General features: G+C 57.1%; 12 protein-coding genes, 6 tRNA genes and 5 rRNA genes (1 of these 23 cut by a window edge). All 23 read right to left on the bottom strand.

Features of this window, described 5'->3' with window-relative positions; translation table 11 throughout:
- Positions 1–21: 21 nt before the first annotated feature.
- Positions 22–4,221: a DNA-directed RNA polymerase subunit beta' gene (gene rpoC, locus RS899_RS30240; RefSeq protein ID WP_054910990.1), complete on the bottom strand. Its 4,200-nt coding sequence runs from the start codon at positions 4,219–4,221 to the stop codon at positions 22–24.
- Positions 4,222–4,286: 65 nt separating this feature from the next.
- On the bottom strand, positions 4,287–8,360 hold the full coding sequence (gene rpoB / locus RS899_RS30235) for a DNA-directed RNA polymerase subunit beta (RefSeq protein ID WP_315808743.1): 4,074 nt from the start codon (positions 8,358–8,360) through the stop codon (positions 4,287–4,289).
- A 222-nt stretch (positions 8,361–8,582) separates the two neighbouring features.
- Entirely contained in the window at positions 8,583–8,951 is a 369-nt protein-coding gene (gene rplL / locus RS899_RS30230) for a 50S ribosomal protein L7/L12 (protein WP_017516430.1), read from the bottom strand.
- A 76-nt stretch (positions 8,952–9,027) separates the two neighbouring features.
- A complete protein-coding gene (gene rplJ, locus RS899_RS30225) occupies positions 9,028–9,528 on the bottom strand; it encodes a 50S ribosomal protein L10 (protein ID WP_015475313.1) in 501 nt (166 codons plus the stop codon).
- A gap of 202 nt (positions 9,529–9,730) precedes the next feature.
- Complete coding sequence (gene rplA, locus RS899_RS30220) at positions 9,731–10,426, bottom strand: 50S ribosomal protein L1 (RefSeq protein WP_017516428.1); 696 nt, start codon at positions 10,424–10,426, stop codon at positions 9,731–9,733.
- The gene (gene rplK / locus RS899_RS30215; protein WP_024767122.1) at positions 10,426–10,857 is read right to left on the bottom strand and encodes a 50S ribosomal protein L11; all 432 of its coding nucleotides are present in this window, start codon (positions 10,855–10,857) and stop codon (positions 10,426–10,428) included. The genes rplA and rplK overlap by 1 nt, the downstream gene beginning before the upstream one ends.
- 119 nt (positions 10,858–10,976) lie before the next feature.
- Complete coding sequence (gene nusG / locus RS899_RS30210) at positions 10,977–11,510, bottom strand: transcription termination/antitermination protein NusG (protein WP_015475310.1); 534 nt, start codon at positions 11,508–11,510, stop codon at positions 10,977–10,979.
- Between the two features lie 9 nt (positions 11,511–11,519).
- A complete protein-coding gene (gene secE / locus RS899_RS30205; RefSeq protein WP_024767121.1) occupies positions 11,520–11,888 on the bottom strand; it encodes a preprotein translocase subunit SecE in 369 nt (122 codons plus the stop codon).
- Between the two features lie 44 nt (positions 11,889–11,932).
- Positions 11,933–12,008: transfer RNA gene (locus RS899_RS30200), tRNA-Trp, on the bottom strand.
- A gap of 53 nt (positions 12,009–12,061) precedes the next feature.
- Positions 12,062–13,255 (bottom strand): elongation factor Tu, encoded by a 1,194-nt coding sequence (gene tuf, locus RS899_RS30195; protein ID WP_054910987.1) that lies wholly within the window; start codon positions 13,253–13,255, stop codon positions 12,062–12,064.
- Between the two features lie 83 nt (positions 13,256–13,338).
- A tRNA-Thr gene (locus RS899_RS30190) sits at positions 13,339–13,414 on the bottom strand.
- Positions 13,415–13,433: 19 nt separating this feature from the next.
- A tRNA-Gly gene (locus tag RS899_RS30185) sits at positions 13,434–13,507 on the bottom strand.
- A 25-nt stretch (positions 13,508–13,532) separates the two neighbouring features.
- Positions 13,533–13,617 (bottom strand) — tRNA-Tyr (locus RS899_RS30180).
- A 141-nt stretch (positions 13,618–13,758) separates the two neighbouring features.
- Positions 13,759–14,439: an SPOR domain-containing protein gene (locus tag RS899_RS30175; protein WP_024767490.1), complete on the bottom strand. Its 681-nt coding sequence runs from the start codon at positions 14,437–14,439 to the stop codon at positions 13,759–13,761.
- Positions 14,440–14,448: 9 nt separating this feature from the next.
- Positions 14,449–15,198: a pantothenate kinase gene (locus tag RS899_RS30170; RefSeq protein WP_315808742.1), complete on the bottom strand. Its 750-nt coding sequence runs from the start codon at positions 15,196–15,198 to the stop codon at positions 14,449–14,451.
- Positions 15,188–16,132 carry a bifunctional biotin--[acetyl-CoA-carboxylase] ligase/biotin operon repressor BirA gene (gene birA / locus RS899_RS30165; protein ID WP_315808741.1) on the bottom strand — a complete coding sequence of 315 codons (945 nt, stop codon included), beginning with the start codon at positions 16,130–16,132 and terminating at the stop codon, positions 15,188–15,190. The genes RS899_RS30170 and birA overlap by 11 nt, the downstream gene beginning before the upstream one ends.
- A 134-nt stretch (positions 16,133–16,266) precedes the next feature.
- A 5S ribosomal RNA gene (gene rrf / locus RS899_RS30160) occupies positions 16,267–16,382 on the bottom strand.
- 134 nt (positions 16,383–16,516) lie between these two features.
- A 23S ribosomal RNA gene (locus RS899_RS30155) occupies positions 16,517–19,408 on the bottom strand.
- A gap of 230 nt (positions 19,409–19,638) precedes the next feature.
- Positions 19,639–19,714: transfer RNA gene (locus RS899_RS30150), tRNA-Ala, on the bottom strand.
- A 26-nt stretch (positions 19,715–19,740) separates the two neighbouring features.
- Positions 19,741–19,817, bottom strand: a tRNA-Ile gene (locus RS899_RS30145).
- A 64-nt stretch (positions 19,818–19,881) separates the two neighbouring features.
- Positions 19,882–21,418: ribosomal RNA gene (locus RS899_RS30140) — 16S ribosomal RNA — on the bottom strand.
- Between the two features lie 382 nt (positions 21,419–21,800).
- A 5S ribosomal RNA gene (gene rrf, locus RS899_RS30135) occupies positions 21,801–21,916 on the bottom strand.
- A 134-nt stretch (positions 21,917–22,050) separates the two neighbouring features.
- Positions 22,051–23,994 (bottom strand): 23S ribosomal RNA (locus RS899_RS30130); it runs 948 nt beyond the window's last position.
- Together the 16S, 23S and 5S rRNA genes with 2 tRNA genes alongside form the textbook arrangement of a ribosomal RNA operon.

Below are 23,994 nucleotides of genomic sequence, written 5' to 3'. Positions count from 1 at the left end.
AACCGGGGCTTTGTTTGAGGCTTAGTTACCGCTCAGATTGAGCGCTTCGGCCAATGCTGCTTCAGCCTCGCTCGCGCTCACGCGCTGCGGTTTGCCGAGTTCGCGCTGACGCTTGCGCTCGCTGTGGTAAGCCAGACCGGTACCTGCCGGGATCAGTCGACCCACGACCACGTTTTCCTTCAGGCCGCGCAGGAAGTCGCGCTTGCCGGTGACCGCCGCCTCGGTGAGGACGCGAGTGGTCTCCTGGAAGGATGCCGCCGAGATGAACGACTCGGTGGACAGCGAGGCCTTGGTGATACCCAGCAGAACGCGCTCGTACTTGGCCGGGAACTTGTCCTGGGTGCCCAGTACTTCGTTCTCTTCCAGCACGTGGACCAGTTCGACCTGGTCGCCCTTGATGAAGGACGAATCGCCCGACTCGGCCACTTCGACCTTGCGCAGCATCTGACGCAGGATGGTCTCGATGTGCTTGTCGTTGATCTTCACGCCCTGCAGACGGTAAACGTCCTGGATCTCGTTGACGATGTACTTGGCCAGCGAGCTCACACCCAGCAGACGGAGGATGTCGTGCGGGTTGCTCGGGCCGTCGGAGATCACTTCACCACGGCTTACCTGTTCACCTTCGAACACGTTCAGGTGACGCCACTTCGGAATCAGCTCCTCGTACGGATCGCTACCGTCGGTGGGAGTGATGACCAGACGGCGCTTGCCCTTGGTTTCCTTGCCGAAGGAGATGGTGCCGCTGATTTCCGCCAGGATCGAAGGCTCTTTCGGACGACGAGCTTCGAACAGGTCGGCAACGCGCGGCAGACCACCGGTGATGTCACGGGTCTTCGAGGTTTCCTGCGGGATACGCGCGATAACGTCACCGATGCGCACTTTCGCGCCATCGTTGAGGTTGACCAGGGCGTTCGCCGGCAGGAAGTACTGAGCCGGTACGTCGGTACCCGGCAGCAGCAGATCCTTGCCTGCGGCGTCGATCAGCTTCACGGCCGGACGGATGTCCTTGCCGGCAGCCGGACGATCCTTCGGATCCATCACTTCAATATTGGTCAGACCGGTCAGCTCGTCGGTCTGGCGCTTGATGGTGATGCCCTCTTCCATGCCCACGAAGGCCACGGTGCCGTCCATCTCGGTAACGATCGGGTGGGTGTGCGGGTCCCACTTGGCGACGATGGCGCCCGGATCGACCTTGTCACCTTCCTTCACGGAAATCACTGCACCGTACGGCAGCTTGTAGCGCTCGCGCTCACGACCGAAGTCGTCGGCTACCGCCAGCTCGCCGGAACGGGAAACCGCTACCAGGGCGCCGTCGGCACGCTCTACGTGCTTCAGGTTGTGCAGGCGAATGGTGCCGCCGTTCTTGACCTGTACGTTGTCCACGGCAGAAGTACGGCTGGCCGCACCACCGATGTGGAAGGTACGCATGGTCAGCTGGGTACCCGGCTCACCGATCGACTGGGCAGCGATAACGCCGACAGCCTCACCGATGTTCACGCGGTGACCACGGGCCAGATCGCGGCCGTAGCACATGGCGCAGATGCCGTGACGGGTTTCGCAGGTGATCGGCGAACGCACAACGACTTCGTCGACGCTCATCTGCTCGAGGAAATCGACCCACTTCTCGTCGATCAGGGTACCGGCTTCGACGATCACGTCGTCGCTGCCCGGCTTGAGCACGTCACGAGCCATCACGCGGCCGAGTACACGCTCGCCCAGCGGCTCAACCACGTCGCCGCCTTCGATGTGCGGGGACATGAACAGGCCACGGTCGGTGCCGCAATCGATCTCGGTCACTACCAGATCCTGGGCCACGTCGACAAGACGACGGGTCAGGTAACCGGAGTTCGCGGTCTTCAGTGCGGTATCCGCCAGACCTTTACGAGCACCGTGAGTGGAGATGAAGTACTGGAGTACGTTCAGGCCTTCACGGAAGTTCGCGGTGATCGGAGTCTCAATGATGGAGCCATCCGGCTTGGCCATCAGACCACGCATACCGGCCAGCTGACGGATCTGGGCCGCGGAACCCCGCGCACCGGAGTCCGCCATCATGTACATGGAGTTGAAGGACTCCTGGTCGACCTGCTTGCCTTCGCGATCGGTCACCTTCTCTTTCGAGAGGTTGGCCATCATCGCCTTGGACACTTCGTCGTTGGCCTTGGACCAGAGGTCGATCACCTTGTTGTACTTCTCGCCCTGGGTTACCAGGCCGGAGGCGTACTGGCTCTCGATCTCCTTCACTTCCTCGGTGGCGGCATCGATGATGCGAGCCTTTTCGTCCGGGATGACGAAGTCGTTCACGCCGATCGACACACCGGAGATGGTCGAATAGGCGAAGCCGGTGTACATCAGCTGGTCAGCGAAGATGACGGTGTCCTTCAGACCAACCACGCGGTAGCAGTGGTTGATCAGCTTGGAGATCGCCTTTTTCTTCATCGACTGGTTGACCACGTCATACGGCAGGCCTGCCGGTACAACCTGGAACAGCAGCGCACGGCCAACGGTGGAATCAACGATACGAGTGTTGGCGGTCAGGCTGCCGTCTTCGTTCTTGATCTTCTCGTTGATGCGAACTTTTACGCGGGCGTGCAGAGACACCTGGCCGCTCCGGTAAGCGCGGTCAACTTCCTGCAGGTCTGCGAAAGCCATGCCCTCGCCCTTCGCGTTGATCGCTTCACGGGTCATGTAGTACAGACCCATTACCACGTCCTGCGACGGAACGATGATCGGCTCGCCGTTGGCGGGCGACAGAATGTTGTTGGTCGACATCATCAGCGCGCGCGCTTCCAGCTGAGCCTCGAGGGTCAGCGGAACGTGCACGGCCATCTGGTCGCCGTCGAAGTCGGCGTTGTACGCGGCGCAGACCAGCGGGTGCAGCTGGATGGCTTTACCTTCGATCAGTACCGGTTCGAACGCCTGGATGCCCAGACGGTGCAGGGTCGGCGCACGGTTCAGCAGTACGGGGTGTTCGCGGATGACTTCGGCGAGAACATCCCACACTTCCGGCAGCTCGCGCTCGACCATCTTCTTGGCGGCCTTGATGGTAGTGGCCATGCCACGACCTTCCAGCTTGCCGAAAATGAACGGCTTGAACAGCTCCAGGGCCATTTTCTTCGGCAGACCGCACTGGTGCAGACGCAGGGTCGGACCTACGGTAATTACCGAACGGCCAGAGTAGTCCACGCGCTTGCCGAGCAGGTTCTGACGGAAGCGACCCTGCTTGCCCTTGATCATGTCGGCCAGGGACTTCAGCGGGCGCTTGTTCGAGCCGGTGATGGCACGGCCACGACGGCCGTTGTCCAGCAGGGCGTCGACGGCTTCCTGCAGCATGCGCTTTTCGTTGCGCACGATGATGTCCGGAGCAGCCAGGTCGAGCAGGCGCTTCAGACGGTTGTTACGGTTGATCACGCGGCGATACAGATCGTTCAGATCCGAAGTCGCGAAGCGGCCGCCATCCAGCGGAACCAGCGGACGCAGGTCCGGCGGCAGTACCGGCAGGACAGTCAGCACCATCCACTCGGGATGGTTGCCGGAGCCCTGGAAGGCTTCCATCAGCTTCAGGCGCTTGGACAGCTTCTTGATCTTGGTTTCCGAGTTGGTCTGCGGAATCTCTTCGCGCAGGCGACCAATCTCGTGCTCCAGATCGATAGCGTTGAGCAGCTCGCGAACGGCTTCCGCACCCATACGGGCGTCGAAGTCGTCACCGAACTCTTCGAGGGCTTCGAAGTACTGCTCGTCGTTCAGCAGTTGGCCCTTCTCCAGGGTGGTCATGCCCGGATCGATCACCACGTAGCTCTCGAAATAGAGCACGCGCTCGATGTCACGCAGGGTCATGTCCAGCAGCAGGCCGATACGGGACGGCAGGGACTTCAGGAACCAGATGTGGGCGACCGGCGAAGCCAGCTCAATGTGGCCCATGCGCTCACGGCGCACTTTGGCCAACGCGACTTCGACGCCGCACTTCTCGCAGATCACACCGCGATGCTTGAGGCGCTTGTACTTACCGCACAGGCACTCGTAGTCCTTCACCGGGCCAAAGATCTTGGCGCAGAACAGGCCATCGCGCTCCGGCTTGAAGGTGCGGTAGTTGATGGTCTCCGGCTTCTTGACTTCACCGAAGGACCAGGAACGGATCATCTCGGGCGAGGCCAGACCAATACGGATGGCATCGAACTCTTCGATCTGACCCTGGTTTTTCAACAGATTAAGCAAGTCTTTCAAGGCCTTTCCTCCTCACGGACCCGGTGCGACCGGCCTTGACCAGCCGCACCGTTTGACGTCACGTGTTATTCGGTTTCCAGTTCGATATCGATGCCGAGCGAGCGGATCTCTTTGATCAACACGTTGAAGGACTCGGGCATGCCGGCCTCCATGCGGTGATCCCCGTCCACGATGTTCTTGTACATCTTGGTACGGCCGTTCACGTCGTCCGACTTCACGGTCAGCATTTCCTGCAGGGTGTAGGCGGCACCGTAGGCTTCCAGCGCCCAGACCTCCATCTCCCCGAAACGCTGGCCACCGAACTGCGCCTTACCACCCAGCGGCTGCTGGGTAACCAGGCTGTAGGAGCCGGTGGAACGTGCGTGCATCTTGTCATCGACCAGGTGGTTCAGCTTGAGCATGTACATGTAACCAACAGTGGTCGTACGCTCGAACTGGTTGCCGGTGCGGCCGTCATACAGACGCATCTGACCGCTCTCCGGCAGATCGGCCAGCTTCAGCATGGCCTTGATCTCGCGTTCCTTGGCACCGTCGAACACCGGGGTAGCCATGGGCACGCCGCCCTTGAGGTTGTTGGCCAGAGCGAGGATCTCGTTATCGTTCAGCTCGTCCAGGCTCTCCTGGCGGCCGCCGATCTCGTTGTAGATCTCGTTCAGGAAGACACGCAGCTCGGCGATCTTGCGCTGCTCTTCGAGCATGCGGTTGATCTTCTCGCCCAGGCCTTTGGCCGCGAGACCCAGGTGGGTTTCGAGGATCTGACCGACGTTCATACGCGACGGTACGCCCAGCGGGTTCAGAACGATATCCACCGGAGTACCGTTGGCATCGTGCGGCATGTCTTCGACCGGCATGATCACGGAGACCACACCCTTGTTACCGTGGCGGCCCGCCATCTTGTCGCCAGGCTGGATGCGGCGCTTGATAGCGAGGTAGACCTTGACGATCTTCAGTACGCCCGGAGCCAGGTCGTCGCCCTGCTGCAGCTTGCGCTTCTTGTCTTCGAACTTGTCGTCGAGCATCTGGCGACGGTCGCTGATGTAGGCCTGGGCCTTCTCCAGCTGCTCGTTCAGAGCATCTTCCGCCATGCGCAGCTTGAACCACTGGCCGCGCTCGAGGCCGTCCAGGTACTCGTCAGTGATCTCTGCGCCTTTCTTCAGGGCAGGACCGCCGTCGGCCTTGGAACCGACCAGAGCGGAACGCAGACGCTCGAAGGTTGCGCCTTCGACGATGCGGAACTCTTCGTTCAGGTCCTTGCGGATCTCGTCCAGCTGCATCTTCTCGATGGACAGGGCACGGCTATCGCGCTCCACGCCATCGCGGGTGAAGACCTGTACGTCGATGACGGTGCCCTTGGTGCCGGTCGGCACACGCAGGGAGGTGTCCTTCACGTCGGACGCCTTCTCACCGAAGATCGCGCGCAGCAGCTTCTCTTCCGGAGTCAGCTGGGTCTCGCCTTTCGGAGTGACCTTGCCGACCAGGATGTCGCCGGCCTGTACTTCGGCGCCGACGTAGACGATGCCTGCTTCGTCCAGCTTGTTCAGCGCAGCCTCACCCACGTTCGGGATGTCCGCGGTGATTTCTTCTGGGCCGAGCTTGGTGTCACGGGCAACGCAGGTCAGTTCCTGGATGTGGATCGTGGTGAAACGATCTTCCTGGACCACGCGCTCGGACAGGCAGATGGAGTCTTCGAAGTTGAAGCCGTTCCAAGGCATGAACGCTACGCGCATGTTCTGACCCAGAGCCAGTTCACCCATGTCGGTGGACGGACCGTCGGCCAGGATGTCGCTGCGCGAAACCTGATCACCCTTCTGCACCAGCGGACGCTGGTTGATGCAGGTGTTCTGGTTGGAACGGGTGTATTTGGTCAGGTTGTAGATGTCGACACCGGCTTCGCCAGTCTCGACTTCGTCGTCGTTCACACGCACAACGATACGGCTGGCGTCGACCGAGTCGATCACGCCGCCACGACGAGCTACCACGCAGACGCCGGAGTCACGGGCGACGTTGCGCTCCATGCCGGTACCTACCAGCGGCTTGTCCGCGCGCAGGGTCGGTACAGCCTGACGCTGCATGTTCGAACCCATGAGTGCACGGTTGGCGTCGTCGTGCTCGAGGAACGGAATCAGCGAGGCAGCGACAGAAACGACCTGCTTCGGCGATACGTCCATGAGGGTGACGTCTTCCGGCGCCTTCACGGTGAATTCGTTCAGGTGACGAACGGCTACCAGTTCGTCGATCAGCTGGCCTTTTTCGTTCAGGGTCGCGGACGCCTGAGCGATGACATGGTCAGCTTCTTCGATCGCGGACAGGAAGACGATATCGTCACTGACCAGACCTTCCTTCACCACGCGGTACGGGCTTTCCAGGAAGCCGTACTTGTTGGTGCGGGCGTAGGTGGCCAGGGAGTTGATCAGACCGATGTTCGGACCTTCAGGGGTTTCGATCGGGCACACGCGGCCGTAGTGGGTCGGGTGTACGTCACGAACCTCGAAGCCCGCGCGCTCACGGGTCAGACCACCCGGGCCGAGTGCGGAGACACGGCGCTTGTGGGTGATCTCGGAGAGCGGGTTGTTCTGGTCCATGAACTGCGACAGCTGGCTGGAACCGAAGAATTCCTTGATCGCGGCAGCCACCGGCTTGGCGTTGATCAGGTCCTGCGGCATCAGGCCTTCGCTTTCGGCCATCGACAGACGTTCCTTGACCGCGCGCTCTACACGCACCAGGCCAACGCGGAACTGGTTCTCGGCCATCTCGCCGACGCAACGGACGCGACGGTTACCCAGGTGGTCGATGTCGTCGACGATGCCTTTACCGTTACGGATGGCAACCAGGGTCTTGAGGACCTCGACGATATCTTCCTTGCTCAGGACACCGGCGCCTTCGATCTCGGAACGACCGATGCGGCGGTTGAACTTCATGCGGCCAACGGCGGACAGGTCGTAACGCTCGGCGCTGAAGAACAGGTTGCCGAACAGGGTCTCGGCAGCTTCCTTGGTCGGCGGCTCGCCGGGACGCATCATGCGATAGATCTCGACCAGCGCTTCCAGTTGGTTGCTGGTGGAGTCGATCTTCAGCGTGTCGGAGATGAACGGACCGCAGTCGATGTCGTTGGTGTACAGCGTTTCCAGGCGCGCGACCTGAGCTTTGGCGATCTTGGCCAGGGCGTCAACGGTCAGCTCGGTGTTGCACTCGGCAATGATCTCGCCGGTGGCCGGATGCACGACAGCCTTGGCCACGGTACGGCCAATCAGGTAGTCGAACGGCACTTCCAGCTGGCTGATGCCGGCCTTCTCGAGCTGGTTGATGTGACGTGCGGTGATACGGCGGCCCGCTTCAACGATGACCTTGCCGGCAGCATCCTTGATGTCGAAGCTGGCGATCTCGCCACGCAGACGCGAAGGCACCAGTTCCAGGTTCAGGGTCTCGCCCTTGATCTGGTAGACGTTGGTGTCATAGAACGCGTTGAGGATTTCCTCGGTGCTGTAGTTCAGTGCACGCAGCAGGACGGAAGCCGGCAGTTTGCGGCGACGGTCGATACGAACGAACACGCAGTCCTTCGGATCGAACTCGAAGTCGAGCCACGAACCACGGTAAGGAATGATACGAGCGGAGTACAGCAGCTTGCCGGAGCTGTGGGTCTTGCCACGGTCGTGGTCGAAGAACACACCCGGGGAACGGTGCAGCTGGGAAACGATGACGCGCTCGGTACCGTTGATGATGAAGGTACCGTTCTCGGTCATCAGGGGGATTTCCCCCATGTAGACTTCTTGTTCCTTGATGTCCTTGATCGCTTTGTTCGACGATTCTTTGTCGAAAATGATCAGGCGCACTTTCACACGCAGCGGGACCGCGAAGGTCACACCGCGCAGCACGCATTCCTTGACATCGAATGCCGGCTCACCGAGGCGGTAGCCGACGTATTCCAGGGCAGCATTGCCGGAATAGCTGATAATCGGGAAGACGGACTTGAAGGCCGCATGCAGGCCGATGTCTCGAACCTGGTCCTTGCTCGCACCGGCCTGCAGGAATTCGCGATAGGAATCCAGCTGGATGGCCAGCAAATACGGCACATCCATGACGTCCGGCAACTTGCTAAAGTCCTTGCGGATACGTTTTTTCTCAGTGTATGAGTAAGCCATCAGCGTTCCCCAGCTTGGTCACCTGCTTGATTGGCCTCTCCCGCGCGGGGAGCAGCCCAAAATCGTGCAAACCCTTGGTTTGCGCCGCCAGTCGTGGCGGGATTTTCACGTTATGGAGGGGCACCCACGGCACCCCGCCCATAACGGAAAAAGGCCGGTGGCATTTGCCACCAGCCATCAGCCTGTCGCTTAACGCTCGGGCTGTCGACGCAAGGTACGAACTTACTTGAGCTCGACCTTGGCGCCTGCTTCTTCCAGGGCTTTCTTGGCAGCTTCGGCTTCTTCTTTCGAAGCGCCTTCCTTGACCACGCCCGGGGCGCCGTCAACGACAGCCTTGGCTTCTTTCAGGCCCAGGCCGGTCAGTTCACGAACGACCTTGATCACGTTCACTTTCTTGTCGCCAGCTTCGGCCAGGACGATGGTGAACTCGGTCTGCTCTTCAGCAGCGGCAGCAGCCGGGCCAGCAGCAGCAACGGTAGCGGCAGCAGCGGTAACGCCGAACTTCTCTTCCATCGCCTTGATCAGTTCAACGATCTGCATGACGGACATTTCGGATACGGCGGAGATGATGTCTTCGTTGGTCAGAGCCATGACTCTAATTCCTGTATTGGGTGACGGCCTAAGGCCATCGAATTAAACAAAAAAGGTTGAAAGGAGATGCCGAGCCTTAGGCTGCGGTAGCTTCTTTCTGATCGCGAATTGCCGCCAGAGTACGAGCCAGCTTGCTGGTAGCGCCTTGGATCACGCTCATCAGCTGTGCAACAGCTTCGTTGTAGGTCGGCAGGGTCGCCAGCACGTCGATCTGATTGGCTGCGAGGAACTGACCCTCGAACGCGGCCGCCTTGATCTCGAACTTGTCCTGACCCTTGGCAAACTCCTTGAAGATACGAGCGGCAGCGCCCGGATGTTCGTTGGAGAAAGCAATCAGGGTCGGGCCCTTGAACACGTCGTTGAGCACTTCAAACTGAGTGCCTTCAACGGCGCGCTTGAGCAGGGTGTTACGTACGACTTTCACGTACACACCAGCTGCGCGGGCCTCTTTACGGAGTCCGGTCATAGCGCCGACAGTCACGCCGCGTGCATCAACCACGACAGCGGACAGACCGGCTTTGGCAGCCTCGTTGACTTCAGCGACGATGGCCTTCTTGTCTTCGAGTTTAATTGCCACGGGTTTACTCCTGGATGTTACCGATTCGTCCAGCCGGGGCCGGACGGCGTTTTGGTGTCTGATTCGGTAAACGAATCGGGAGCACCATCTGCGTAGGCTTGAGGTTTAAGGCTTGCGCCGCCTACGGTCTTGGATAGCCCCCGCCAGGCAGGGACCCCAATACCTGCGAACAGTGGGCGAACCCACTGTTCGACTTAGTTCATCAGCCTTCCAGCGAAGCCTGATCGATCTGCAGACCCGGGCCCATGGTGGTGCTCAGGGTAACGCGCTGAACGTACACGCCCTTCGAGGAGGACGGCTTCAGGCGCTTCAGATCGCTCAGCAGCGCTTCCACGTTCTGCTTCAGCTTGACCGGCTCGAAGTCGATCTTGCCAACGGAAGCGTGGATGATGCCGTTCTTGTCGGTACGGAAACGTACCTGACCGGCTTTGGCGTTCTTGACAGCGGTGGCGACGTCCGGGGTCACGGTGCCGACTTTCGGGTTCGGCATCAGACCGCGCGGGCCGAGAACCTGGCCCAGCTGGCCAACAACACGCATCGCATCCGGGGAGGCGATGACGACGTCGTAGTTCAGGTCGCCGGCTTTCATTTCGGCAGCCAGTTCGTCCATGCCAACCTTGTCTGCACCAGCAGCCAGGGCAGCTTCAACACCAGGACCCTGGGTGAAGACGGCAACGCGTACGGATTTGCCGGTGCCGTTCGGCAGAACGGTGGCACCACGTACGACCTGGTCGGATTTACGCGGATCAACGCCCAGATTGATGGCGATGTCCACGGACTCCTTGAACTTGATGGTCGACAGTTCAGCCAGCAGCTTGGCGGCATCTTCGAAGCCGTACTGCTTGCCCGCTTCAACCTTCTCGGCGATAGCCTTTTGACGCTTGGTCAGCTTAGCCATTACACACCCTCCACGTTCAGGCCCATGCTGCGCGCGGAGCCAGCAATGGTGCGTACGGCAGCGTCCAGGTCAGCAGCGGTCAGGTCAGCCTGCTTGGCCTTGGCGATCTCTTCCAGCTGGGCACGGGTAACGGTGCCGACTTTCTGAGAGTTCGGACGAGCGGAACCGCTGGTGATGCCAGCTGCTTTTTTCAGCAGGACGGCAGCCGGGGTGCTCTTGGTTTCGAAGGTGAAGCTACGGTCGCTGTAAACGGTGATGATCACAGGAGTCGGCAGACCCGGCTCTTGGCCTTGGGTCTTGGCGTTGAACGCCTTGCAGAATTCCATGATGTTCACGCCGTGCTGACCCAGAGCAGGGCCTACGGGCGGCGACGGGTTGGCCTGGCCGGCCTTAACTTGCAGCTTGATGTAAGCCGTGATTTTCTTAGCCATTTGCTACTCCAAATGCGGGTCAAGCGCCCTGACGGGCTCCCCGGTTGCTATCGCGTTTATCCCAATGACGACAAAACCCCGCAGCCTAGGGCTGCGGGGTGTGGGATTCATTGTGCCAGTTAGACTTTCTCTACCTGACTGAACTCCAGCTCTACCGGAGTAGAGCGACCGAAAATAAGCACAGCGACCTGGATGCGGCTCTTTTCGTAGTTAACTTCTTCGACGACACCATTGAAGTCGGCGAACGGACCATCGATTACACGAACAGTCTCGCCCGGCTCGAACAGGGTCTTCGGCTTGGGCTTGTCGCCGCTATCGGCAACGCGACGCAGGATGGCATCAGCCTCTTTATCAGTGATCGGCGCCGGCTTGTCGGCAGTACCACCAATGAAGCCCATGACGCGAGGAGTATCCTTGACCAGGTGCCAGGTACCCTCGTTCATCTCCATCTGCACCAGGACATAGCCCGGGAAGAATTTGCGCTCACTTTTGCGCTTCTGGCCGTTCCGCATCTCTACCACTTCTTCGGTAGGGACCAGAATCTCACCAAACCCGTCTTCCATGCCGGCCAGTTTGACCCGCTCGATCAGCGAGCGCATGACATGCTTCTCGTAACCCGAGTAGGCATGCACAACGTACCAACGCTTAGCCACGGAACACCCTTAACCTACGATCATGGAAACCAGCCAACCCAGCAGGGAGTCGAGCCCCCAAAGCACCAGCGCCATTACCAGCACTACTGCCACTACGATCAGCGTGGTCTGAGTTGTCTCTTGACGAGACGGCCATACAACCTTGCGAATCTCGGCGCGAGCTTCTTTAGCCAAAGTAAAGAACGCACGGCCCTTGACGGTTTGCAGCGCAATGAAACCTGCAACAGCCGCCATCACGAGGATACCGAGAACGCGATAGAAGATCGGTTGCGTGGAGTAATACTGGTTGGCAACCACAGCCACCACCACCAGCACCGCAACCACAAGCCACTTCAAGAGATCAAGACGCGACTCTTTGGCTTCTACCTTCGCATTCATCTGCTAGGAATCCCGTTTAAAGAAGTGCCAGATCTTGAGGAATCTGGCAGGCCAGGAGGGAATCGAACCCCCAACCTGCGGTTTTGGAGACCGCCGCTCTGCCAATTGAGCTACTGGCCTAGAACAAAGTCAGGCCGACCATTATGCCGGCCTGATAGGAAAAGATCAATCGATTACTCGATGATCTTGGCAACCACGCCGGCGCCAACGGTACGGCCGCCTTCGCGAATCGCGAAGCGCAGGCCATCTTCCATGGCGATCGGAGCGATCAGGGTAACAACCATTTTCACGTTGTCGCCCGGCATTACCATCTCAACGCCTTCCGGCAGTTCGCAGTTGCCGGTTACGTCGGTGGTACGGAAGTAGAACTGCGGACGGTAGCCTTTGAAGAACGGGGTGTGACGACCACCTTCTTCCTTGGACAGCACGTACACTTCGCACTCGAACTTGGTGTGCGGCTTGATGGTGCCCGGCTTGGCCAGAACCTGGCCACGCTCTACGTCTTCACGCTTGGTGCCACGCAGCAGGACGCCAACGTTCTCACCAGCACGACCTTCGTCGAGCAGCTTGCGGAACATTTCAACGCCGGTGCAGGTAGTTTTGGTGGTCGCCTTGATACCGACGATTTCCACTTCTTCCTGGATCTTGACGATGCCACGCTCAACACGGCCAGTTACCACGGTGCCACGACCGGAGATCGAGAATACGTCTTCGATCGGCATCAGGAACGGCTTGTCGATAGCACGCTCGGGCTCAGGAATGTACGAGTCCAGGGTTTCTACCAGCTTGCGCACGGCGGAAACGCCCATCTCGTTGTCGTCCTGGCCGTTCAGGGCCATCAGAGCGGAGCCGATCACGATCGGAGTGTCGTCGCCCGGGAAGTCGTAGGTGTTCAGCAGATCGCGAACTTCCATTTCGACCAGTTCCAGCAGCTCGGCGTCGTCAACCATGTCGGCCTTGTTCAGGAACACGACAATGTAAGGAACGCCTACCTGACGGGACAGCAGGATGTGCTCGCGGGTCTGCGGCATGGGGCCGTCAGCAGCCGAGCAAACCAGGATCGCGCCGTCCATCTGGGCAGCACCGGTGATCATGTTCTTCACGTAGTCGGCGTGGCCCGGGCAGTCTACGTGAGCGTAGTGGCGTACCGGCGAGTCGTATTCAACGTGAGAGGTGTTGATGGTGATACCACGAGCCTTCTCTTCCGGCGCGTTGTCGATCTGGTCGAAAGCGCGAGCGGAACCGCCCCAGGTCTCGGAGCAGACCTTGGTCAAAGCAGCGGTCAGAGTGGTTTTGCCGTGGTCAACGTGACCGATGGTGCCGACGTTTACGTGCGGCTTGTTACGCTCAAACTTTTCTTTAGCCATCTTGACCGCCTCCCGTAAGGAATTGAGAAAGTCACGTCACCATTAAAACAAAGGCAGATATTTTCATATCTGCCTTTGCGAGATGGAGCTCATGAGCGGATTTGAACCGCTGACCTCACCCTTACCAAGGGTGTGCTCTACCAGCTGAGCTACATGAGCAAGACATCAGCAACAAACTTGGAGCGGGTAGCGGGAATCGAACCCGCATCATCAGCTTGGAAGGCTGAGGTTCTACCACTGAACTATACCCGCGGAGCTTGCAGCTCACGCTTGAAACTGGTGGAGGGGGAAGGATTCGAACCTTCGAAGTCTGAGACGTCAGATTTACAGTCTGATCCCTTTGGCCGCTCGGGAACCCCTCCGAGTGAGGCGGCATTCTACAGCCTGCCACCGCGTTGTCAACTGTTTTTCTTTAAAAAACTTGAGCTTAGCTCTTCGACAACGGCTTCCAGTGTTCAACCTTTTCAGGTCACCCCTGTGAAGCGGGCGCCATTCTATTCAAACTATTGAGCGCTTGCAACGTTTTTGCACGGCATTGTTTGTTTCTGCAATTCGGGGAAATCCGGGGCCAATTGGCGCACCAGGGAGTCGTCCACCAGGCGCCCGCTTTCCGGTGTGATCTGCGCCCAGTAATCATGCTGCGAACGAGCCAGCTCACGCACCAAAGCGTCGTAGCCAGCGGTCTTCAGCCGCTCCACCACGCTGTCGGCGGAGTCCTTGCGCTGAAAGATGCCTAGGGAGATCCCGTCAGTCAGATCCCCTTCCGTAATGATATAGCTGTCAATCTTTCGAGCCTGCAACTCCCGCAGTTGCCAGAGTGATGCCTGGCGCGACGCCAGCGGCGGCAGATAAACCCAGAAGTCGACACCAGCAGCAGCATCCACTGTTTGCACGGAAGCCTGCACATCCAGACTCAACAGACGCTGCACCAATTGCCGGGCGCGATCCTCGACCGGGAAGCTGCCCAAGTAGACGCAAGCTGATGCGGGAGCGGTCGCCACCTTTTCTTCAGCCTGGCGACGCTGAGGTGTCTCCGCAGACTCGCTGAGCAGCCGAATATTCTTCTGCTCACTGTGAAACAGGCTGAGCGGGGCAATCTCCTTGGGGCGGAGAGGCGCCTGCTGTTGATGCCAGACGTAATAGAAGACGTTGAGGGCAAGCAGGAAAAGAAAGAACCAGCGCATCGATCAGACTCACTCGATCGGACAGGCAAGTGCCAGCCCGAGAAATACCAGGTCCGGAAGCACAACCGCGCGAGCAGACTCATCCTTGACGAGCTCAGCATCTCCGCCGGTCAGGTAAACAGCACAGTCATCACCCAGCAGCTTGTTGGCCAGCTCGATCTGCTCCCGCACGAACCCGCGCAGCATCAGCACGCAACCACGCTCCACCGCCTCGGAAGTTTCCTGCCCCGGCAGTAGATTCTGTAGCGCTTCATGGGCTGCTTCGTCGTCATAACGAATCCGCCGAGTGTGAGTACGCAACTGGCTTCGCATCAGCGGCATGCCGGGTGCGATATAGCCTCCCAGATGCTTGCCCGCGGCATCGACCAGATCCGAGGTCACAGCAGTTCCAAGGTCGAGGACCAGGCATCCGCGCCCCGCCAGACAGTGACCAGCCACCAGGGCCAGCCAGCGATCCATTCCCAGGCGCTGATACTCCCGGTAGCCGTTGACCACACCGCTGAGCTCAGTTGCCGGAGCAGCAATCTGCACCGCAATGGGGAAAGTACTCTCGAGACTCACACGAAGCGCGTCGGTTTCCTGCTCACTGCGAACACTGACCATGCGGCAATAGCGGATATCGACCGCCTCACTGCCCTGCAGCTGCGCGAGCAAGGCTTGATCCGAGTCTGCCACGCCACCGGCGACAGTCACCAGGTCATGCTTTCTGACCACTCGCCACTTGATCAGGCTATTTCCACAATCCAACTCAAGAATCATCCGACAACCTCAGACTCAACTCGCCTCCGCTGTAGCTGCGCTCCTTGCCATCGACCAGAAGGCGAAGCGCGCCCCGCTCATCGATGCCAAGCGCGCGCCCAACGATATTATTGGCAGCAGTGGACAGCGTGACCTGCCGCCCCTGCCATAGATGAAGGGACTCCCACTCTTCGCGACTGGCAGCGAAGCCACACTCACGATGACGGGATAGAGCATCCGCAAGCTGAGACTCCAGCGCCTGCAGCAACTCGTTACGGTCAACCCGCCTACCCAGCGCCTCGCGCACCGAAGTCCAGGGCTGATCGATCGCCTCTGCCTTGCGCATGTTCACATTGATGCCGACGCCGATCGCAACACTACAGATGTCAGCAGGATCTCCCGTGAGCTCAAGCAGGATGCCGGCAATCTTCTTACCACCCACCAGAACGTCATTGGGCCACTTGAGGCCTACATCTTTCACGCCCAGAGACTGGATCGCTCTTGCCACCGCAAGGCCGACCACCAGACTCAACCCCTCCAACTCCTGCGCACCGCCACGTACAGTGATACCCAGGGTGTAATAAAGGTTGGCGCCGAAGGGACTCTCCCACTGCCGCCCTCGCCTGCCGCGCCCAGCGGTCTGCCGCTCACCCAGGATGGCAAACGGTGCCGCAGCGCCGGCAGAAAGGCGCCGCAGTACTTCGGCATTAGTGGAATCGATCGAAAAAAGGACATCGAGAGGCCACGGACCGAAGTCAGCCCTGGGCGAGATAATGCTCAGAGGCTCTTCCAGGCGATAACCACGGCCGCGCACTCGCTGCACAACCATACCGTAGTCACGCTCAAAGCCTTCAAGGCGCTTCCAGACGGCGCTGCGACTTACTCCGAGGAGAGCACCCAGCTCTTCTCCGGAATGAAAGCGGCCATCGCTCAGCAATTTCAGCAAGGTCTGCATATCACCCCCGCAACAGTCAGGCACGCATCATATAGAGGCATGCCTGAATTGCCTACGCAGCAATGGCCCGACTTTTCCGCGCGCAAAAGCAAAACCCCCGGCCAGCGAAGCTGACCAGGGGTCTTGGGATAGGAGCTTGACGATGACCTACTCTCACATGGAGAAACTCCACACTACCATCGGCGATGCGTCGTTTCACTACTGAGTTCGGGATGGGATCAGGTGGTTCCAACGCTCTATGGTCGTCAAGCAATTCTTTACGGACGCTCGTGGCAGTTGCACACGCTCATCCAGATTCGGGTATGTGACAGGTATTTGCGGTTCACACGAACTTTCGGTTCGTTACGTCTTCACCGTACAACACGCAAATTGTTTGGGTGTTATATGGTCAAGCCTCACGGGCAATTAGTATCGGTTAGCTCAACGCCTCACAGCGCTTACACACCCGACCTATCAACGTCGTAGTCTTCGACGGCCCTTTAGGGGAATCAAGTTCCCAGTGAGATCTCATCTTGAGGCTAGTTTCCCGCTTAGATGCTTTCAGCGGTTATCTATTCCGAACATAGCTACCCGGCAATGCCACTGGCGTGACAACCGGAACACCAGAGGTTCGTCCACTCCGGTCCTCTCGTACTAGGAGCAGCCCCTCTCAAATCTCAAACGTCCACGGCAGATAGGGACCGAACTGTCTCACGACGTTCTAAACCCAGCTCGCGTACCACTTTAAATGGCGAACAGCCATACCCTTGGGACCGGCTTCAGCCCCAGGATGTGATGAGCCGACATCGAGGTGCCAAACACCGCCGTCGATATGAACTCTTGGGCGGTATCAGCCTGTTATCCCCGGAGTACCTTTTATCCGTTGAGCGATGGCCCTTCCATACAGAACCACCGGATCACTAAGACCTACTTTCGTACCTGCTCGACGTGTCTGTCTCGCAGTCAAGCGCGCTTTTGCCTTTATACTCTACGACCGATTTCCGACCGGTCTGAGCGCACCTTCGTACTCCTCCGTTACTCTTTAGGAGGAGACCGCCCCAGTCAAACTGCCCACCATACACTGTCCTCGATCCGGATAACGGACCAGAGTTAGAACCTCAAGCATGCCAGGGTGGTATTTCAAGGATGGCTCCACGCAGACTGGCGTCCACGCTTCAAAGCCTCCCACCTATCCTACACAAGCAGGCTCAAAGTCCAGTGCAAAGCTACAGTAAAGGTTCACGGGGTCTTTCCGTCTAGCCGCGGATACACTGCATCTTCACAGCGATTTCAATTTCACTGAGTCTCGGGTGGAGACAGCGCCGCCATCGTTACGCCATTCGTGCAGGTCGGAACTTACCCGACAAGGAATTTCGCTACCTTAGGACCGTTATAGTTACGGCCGCCGTTTACCGGGGCTTCGATCAAGAGCTTCGCTTTCGCTAACCCCATCAATTAACCTTCCGGCACCGGGCAGGCGTCACACCCTATACGTCCACTTTCGTGTTTGCAGAGTGCTGTGTTTTTAATAAACAGTCGCAGCGGCCTGGTATCTTCGACCGGCATGGGCTTACGGAGTAAATCCTTAACCCTCGCCGGCGCACCTTCTCCCGAAGTTACGGTGCCATTTTGCCTAGTTCCTTCACCCGAGTTCTCTCAAGCGCCTTGGTATTCTCTACCCAACCACCTGTGTCGGTTTGGGGTACGGTTCCTAGTTACCTGAAGCTTAGAAGCTTTTCCTGGAAGCATGGCATCAACCACTTCATCATCTGAAAGATGACTCGTCATCAGCTCTCGGCATTAAGACCCCGGATTTACCTAAGATCTCTGCCTACCACCTTAAACTTGGACAACCAACGCCAAGCTGGCCTAGCCTTCTCCGTCCCTCCATCGCAGTAACTAGAAGTACAGGAATATTAACCTGTTTCCCATCGACTACGCTCTTCAGCCTCGCCTTAGGGACCGACTAACCCTGCGTCGATTAACGTTGCGCAGGAACCCTTGGTCTTTCGGCGTGGGAGTTTTTCACTCCCATTGTCGTTACTCATGTCAGCATTCGCACTTCTGATACCTCCAGCAAGCTTCTCAACTCACCTTCACAGGCTTACAGAACGCTCCTCTACCGCGCATCTTGCGATGCACCCGTAGCTTCGGTGTATGGTTTGAGCCCCGTTACATCTTCCGCGCAGGCCGACTCGACTAGTGAGCTATTACGCTTTCTTTAAAGGGTGGCTGCTTCTAAGCCAACCTCCTAGCTGTCTAAGCCTTCCCACATCGTTTACCACTTAACCATAACTTTGGGACCTTAGCTGACGGTCTGGGTTGTTTCCCTTTTCACGACGGACGTTAGCACCCGCCGTGTGTCTCCCACGCTGACACTTCCAGGTATTCGGAGTTTGCATCGGTTTGGTAAGTCGGGATGACCCCCTAGCCGAAACAGTGCTCTACCCCCTGGAGTGATACGTGAGGCGCTACCTAAATAGCTTTCGAGGAGAACCAGCTATCTCCGAGCTTGATTAGCCTTTCACTCCGATCCACAAGTCATCCCCTACCTTTTCAACGGGAGTGGGTTCGGTCCTCCAGTCAGTGTTACCTAACCTTCAACCTGCTCATGGATAGATCGCCCGGTTTCGGGTCTATACCCAGCGACTAAAACGCCCTATTAAGACTCGCTTTCGCTACGCCTTCCCTATACGGTTAAGCTCGCCACTGAATATAAGTCGCTGACCCATTATACAAAAGGTACGCAGTCACCTAACAAAGTAGGCTCCCACTGCTTGTACGCATACGGTTTCAGGTTCTATTTCACTCCCCTCTCCGGGGTTCTTTTCGCCTTTCCCTCACGGTACTGGTTCACTATCGGTCAGTCAGTAGTATTTAGCCTTGGAGGATGGTCCCCCCATATTCAGACAAAGTTTCTCGTGCTCCGTCCTACTCGATTTCACTTCAAAGAACCTTTCACATACGGGGCTATCACCCACTATGGCCGCACTTTCCAGAGCGTTCTGTTAGATTCAAAGAAGCTTAAGGGCTAGTCCCCGTTCGCTCGCCACTACTAAGGGAATCTCGGTTGATTTCTTTTCCTCAGGGTACTTAGATGTTTCAGTTCCCCTGGTTCGCCTCTTGCACCTATGTATTCAGTACAAGATACCCAGCTTATGCCGGGTGGGTTTCCCCATTCAGAGATCTCCGGATCAAAGTCTGTTTGCCGACTCCCCGAAGCTTATCGCAGGCTACCACGTCTTTCATCGCCTCTGACTGCCAAGGCATCCACCGTATGCGCTTCTTCACTTGACCATATAACCCCAAGCAATCTGGTTATTGTCTCGAACGTGAAGACGACATTCGCCGAAAATTCGCGCTTGAACTCGCAAATTTTACCTTGACTTGAATAATCACCAGTGAAAGAGATTATTCAGTCTACTTCTATCACATACCCAAATTTTTAAAGAACAGTTCTGGCACAAAGACCAGACATCAATGTTCGTTCAACCTGAACATTCATGTCTGAGCTTTCGACGATTTAATGGTGGAGCCAAGGAGGATCGAACTCCTGACCTCCTGCGTGCAAAGCAGGCGCTCTCCCAGCTGAGCTATGGCCCCATCGGATCGCAGCACACCACAACAATTGGTGGGTCTGGGCAGATTCGAACTGCCGACCTCACCCTTATCAGGGGTGCGCTCTAACCAACTGAGCTACAGACCCAATCGTCTAACCAGTGAATCAAGCAATTCGTGTGGGAGCTTATGAAGAAGCTGAGATCTTCGATTAAGGAGGTGATCCAGCCGCAGGTTCCCCTACGGCTACCTTGTTACGACTTCACCCCAGTCATGAATCACTCCGTGGTAACCGTCCCCCTTGCGGTTAGACTAGCTACTTCTGGAGCAACCCACTCCCATGGTGTGACGGGCGGTGTGTACAAGGCCCGGGAACGTATTCACCGTGACATTCTGATTCACGATTACTAGCGATTCCGACTTCACGCAGTCGAGTTGCAGACTGCGATCCGGACTACGATCGGTTTTATGGGATTAGCTCCACCTCGCGGCTTGGCAACCCTCTGTACCGACCATTGTAGCACGTGTGTAGCCCTGGCCGTAAGGGCCATGATGACTTGACGTCATCCCCACCTTCCTCCGGTTTGTCACCGGCAGTCTCCTTAGAGTGCCCACCATAACGTGCTGGTAACTAAGGACAAGGGTTGCGCTCGTTACGGGACTTAACCCAACATCTCACGACACGAGCTGACGACAGCCATGCAGCACCTGTGTTCCGATTCCCGAAGGCACTCTCGCATCTCTGCAAGATTCCGGACATGTCAAGGCCAGGTAAGGTTCTTCGCGTTGCTTCGAATTAAACCACATGCTCCACCGCTTGTGCGGGCCCCCGTCAATTCATTTGAGTTTTAACCTTGCGGCCGTACTCCCCAGGCGGTCGACTTATCGCGTTAGCTGCGCCACTAAGATCTCAAGGATCCCAACGGCTAGTCGACATCGTTTACGGCGTGGACTACCAGGGTATCTAATCCTGTTTGCTCCCCACGCTTTCGCACCTCAGTGTCAGTATCAGTCCAGGTGGTCGCCTTCGCCACTGGTGTTCCTTCCTATATCTACGCATTTCACCGCTACACAGGAAATTCCACCACCCTCTACCGTACTCTAGTCAGGCAGTTATGGATGCAGTTCCCAGGTTGAGCCCGGGGATTTCACATCCATCTTACCAAACCACCTACGCGCGCTTTACGCCCAGTAATTCCGATTAACGCTTGCACCCTTCGTATTACCGCGGCTGCTGGCACGAAGTTAGCCGGTGCTTATTCTGTTGGTAACGTCAAAACAGCAAGGTATTAACTTACTGCCCTTCCTCCCAACTTAAAGTGCTTTACAATCCGAAGACCTTCTTCACACACGCGGCATGGCTGGATCAGGCTTTCGCCCATTGTCCAATATTCCCCACTGCTGCCTCCCGTAGGAGTCTGGACCGTGTCTCAGTTCCAGTGTGACTGATCATCCTCTCAGACCAGTTACGGATCGTCGCCTTGGTAGGCCTTTACCCCACCAACTAGCTAATCCGACCTAGGCTCATCTGATAGCGCAAGGCCCGAAGGTCCCCTGCTTTCTCCCGTAGGACGTATGCGGTATTAGCGTTCCTTTCGAAACGTTGTCCCCCACTACCAGGCAGATTCCTAGGCATTACTCACCCGTCCGCCGCTGAATCCGGGAGCAAGCTCCCATCATCCGCTCGACTTGCATGTGTTAGGCCTGCCGCCAGCGTTCAATCTGAGCCATGATCAAACTCTTCAGTTCAATACTGCTTGGGTTTTGAGAAAACCCTAAACTTGGCTCAGCAATCGCATGCTCAATTTAATGAGCTAAAACTCTCGAATTCACGAGTGTTACTTGCGCTGCTGATAATCAGTCGATCATCAGTCTTACATCACAAGCACCCACACGAATTGCTTGATTCAACTTGTTAAAGAGCAGTTGGTTAAGGCTTTCGTCTCAACCGAGGCGCGCATTCTACGCTAACATCAACTTTCGTCAAGCTTTATTTTTCGAAAATTTCTTTTCTACTCAATCGCCTGGCTTCTGAGAGTCTCGACTCTCGTCAGCAGCAAGCACAATTCATGTGCTTACACTAATAGGCAAAGCCCCGGACAGCGAAGCTGACCGGGGCTTTGGGATAGGAGCTTGACGATGACCTACTCTCACATGGAGAAACTCCACACTACCATCGGCGATGCGTCGTTTCACTACTGAGTTCGGGATGGGATCAGGTGGTTCCAACGCTCTATGGTCGTCAAGCAATTCTTTATGGACGCTCGTGGCAGTTGCACACGCTCATCCAGATTCGGGTATGTGACAGGTATTTGCGGTTCACACGAACTTTCGGTTCGTTACGTCTTCACCGTACAACACGCAAATTGTTTGGGTGTTATATGGTCAAGCCTCACGGGCAATTAGTATCGGTTAGCTCAACGCCTCACAGCGCTTACACACCCGACCTATCAACGTCGTAGTCTTCGACGGCCCTTTAGGGGAATCAAGTTCCCAGTGAGATCTCATCTTGAGGCTAGTTTCCCGCTTAGATGCTTTCAGCGGTTATCTATTCCGAACATAGCTACCCGGCAATGCCACTGGCGTGACAACCGGAACACCAGAGGTTCGTCCACTCCGGTCCTCTCGTACTAGGAGCAGCCCCTCTCAAATCTCAAACGTCCACGGCAGATAGGGACCGAACTGTCTCACGACGTTCTAAACCCAGCTCGCGTACCACTTTAAATGGCGAACAGCCATACCCTTGGGACCGGCTTCAGCCCCAGGATGTGATGAGCCGACATCGAGGTGCCAAACACCGCCGTCGATATGAACTCTTGGGCGGTATCAGCCTGTTATCCCCGGAGTACCTTTTATCCGTTGAGCGATGGCCCTTCCATACAGAACCACCGGATCACTAAGACCTACTTTCGTACCTGCTCGACGTGTCTGTCTCGCAGTCAAGCGCGCTTTTGCCTTTATACTCTACGACCGATTTCCGACCGGTCTGAGCGCACCTTCGTACTCCTCCGTTACTCTTTAGGAGGAGACCGCCCCAGTCAAACTGCCCACCATACACTGTCCTCGATCCGGATAACGGACCAGAGTTAGAACCTCAAGCATGCCAGGGTGGTATTTCAAGGATGGCTCCACGCAGACTGGCGTCCACGCTTCAAAGCCTCCCACCTATCCTACACAAGCAGGCTCAAAGTCCAGTGCAAAGCTACAGTAAAGGTTCACGGGGTCTTTCCGTCTAGCCGCGGATACACTGCATCTTCACAGCGATTTCAATTTCACTGAGTCTCGGGTGGAGACAGCGCCGCCATCGTTACGCCATTCGTGCAGGTCGGAACTTACCCGACAAGGAATTTCGCTACCTTAGGACCGTTATAGTTACGGCCGCCGTTTACCGGGGCTTCGATCAAGAGCTTCGCTTTCGCTAACCCCATCAATTAACCTTCCGGCACCGGGCAGGCGTCACACCCTATACGTCCACTTTCGTGTTTGCAGAGTGCTGTGTTTTTAATAAACAGTCGCAGCGGCCTGGTATCTTCGACCGGCATGGGCTTACGGAGTAAATCCTTAACCCTCGCCGGCGCACCTTCTCCCGAAGTTACGGTGCCATTTTGCCTAGTTCCTTCACCCGAGTTCTCTCAAGCGCCTTGGTATTCTCTACCCAACCACCTGTGTCGGTTTGGGGTACGGTTCCTAGTTACCTGAAGCTTAGAAGCTTTTCCTGGAAGCATGGCATCAACCACTTCATCATCTGAAAGATGACTCGTCATCAGCTCTCGGCATTAAGACCCCGGATTTACCTAAGATCTCTGCCTACCACCTTAAACTTGGACAACCAACGCCAAGCTGGCCTAGCCTTCTCCGTCCCTCCATCGCAGTAACTAGAAGTACAGGAATATTAACCTGTTTCCCATCGACTACGCTCTTCAGCCTCGCCTTAGGGACCGACTAACCCTGCGTCGATTAACGTTGCGCAGGAACCCTTGGTCTTTCGGCGTGGGAGTTTTTCACTCCCATTGTCGTTACTCATGTCAGCATTCGCACTTCTGATACCTCCAGCAAGCTTCTCAACTCACCTTCACAGGCTTACAGAACGCTCCTCTACCGCGCATCTTGCGATGCACCCGTAGCTTCGGTGTATGGTTTGAGCCCCGTTACATCTTCCGCGCAGGCCGACTCGACTAGTGAGCTATTACGCTTTCTTTAAAGGGTGGCTGCTTCTAAGCCAACCTCCTAGCTGTCTAAGCCTTCCCACATCGTTTACCACTTAACCATAACTTTGGGACCTTAGCTGACGGTCTGGGTTGTTTCCCTTTTCACGACGGACGTTA

The sequence above is a fragment of the Pseudomonas sp. C9-3 genome (genome assembly GCF_032392015.1).
In the GTDB taxonomy this organism is placed as follows: Bacteria; Pseudomonadota; Gammaproteobacteria; order Pseudomonadales; family Pseudomonadaceae; genus Pseudomonas; species Pseudomonas nitroreducens.
This window is presented reverse-complemented; position numbering and strand designations above follow the sequence as displayed.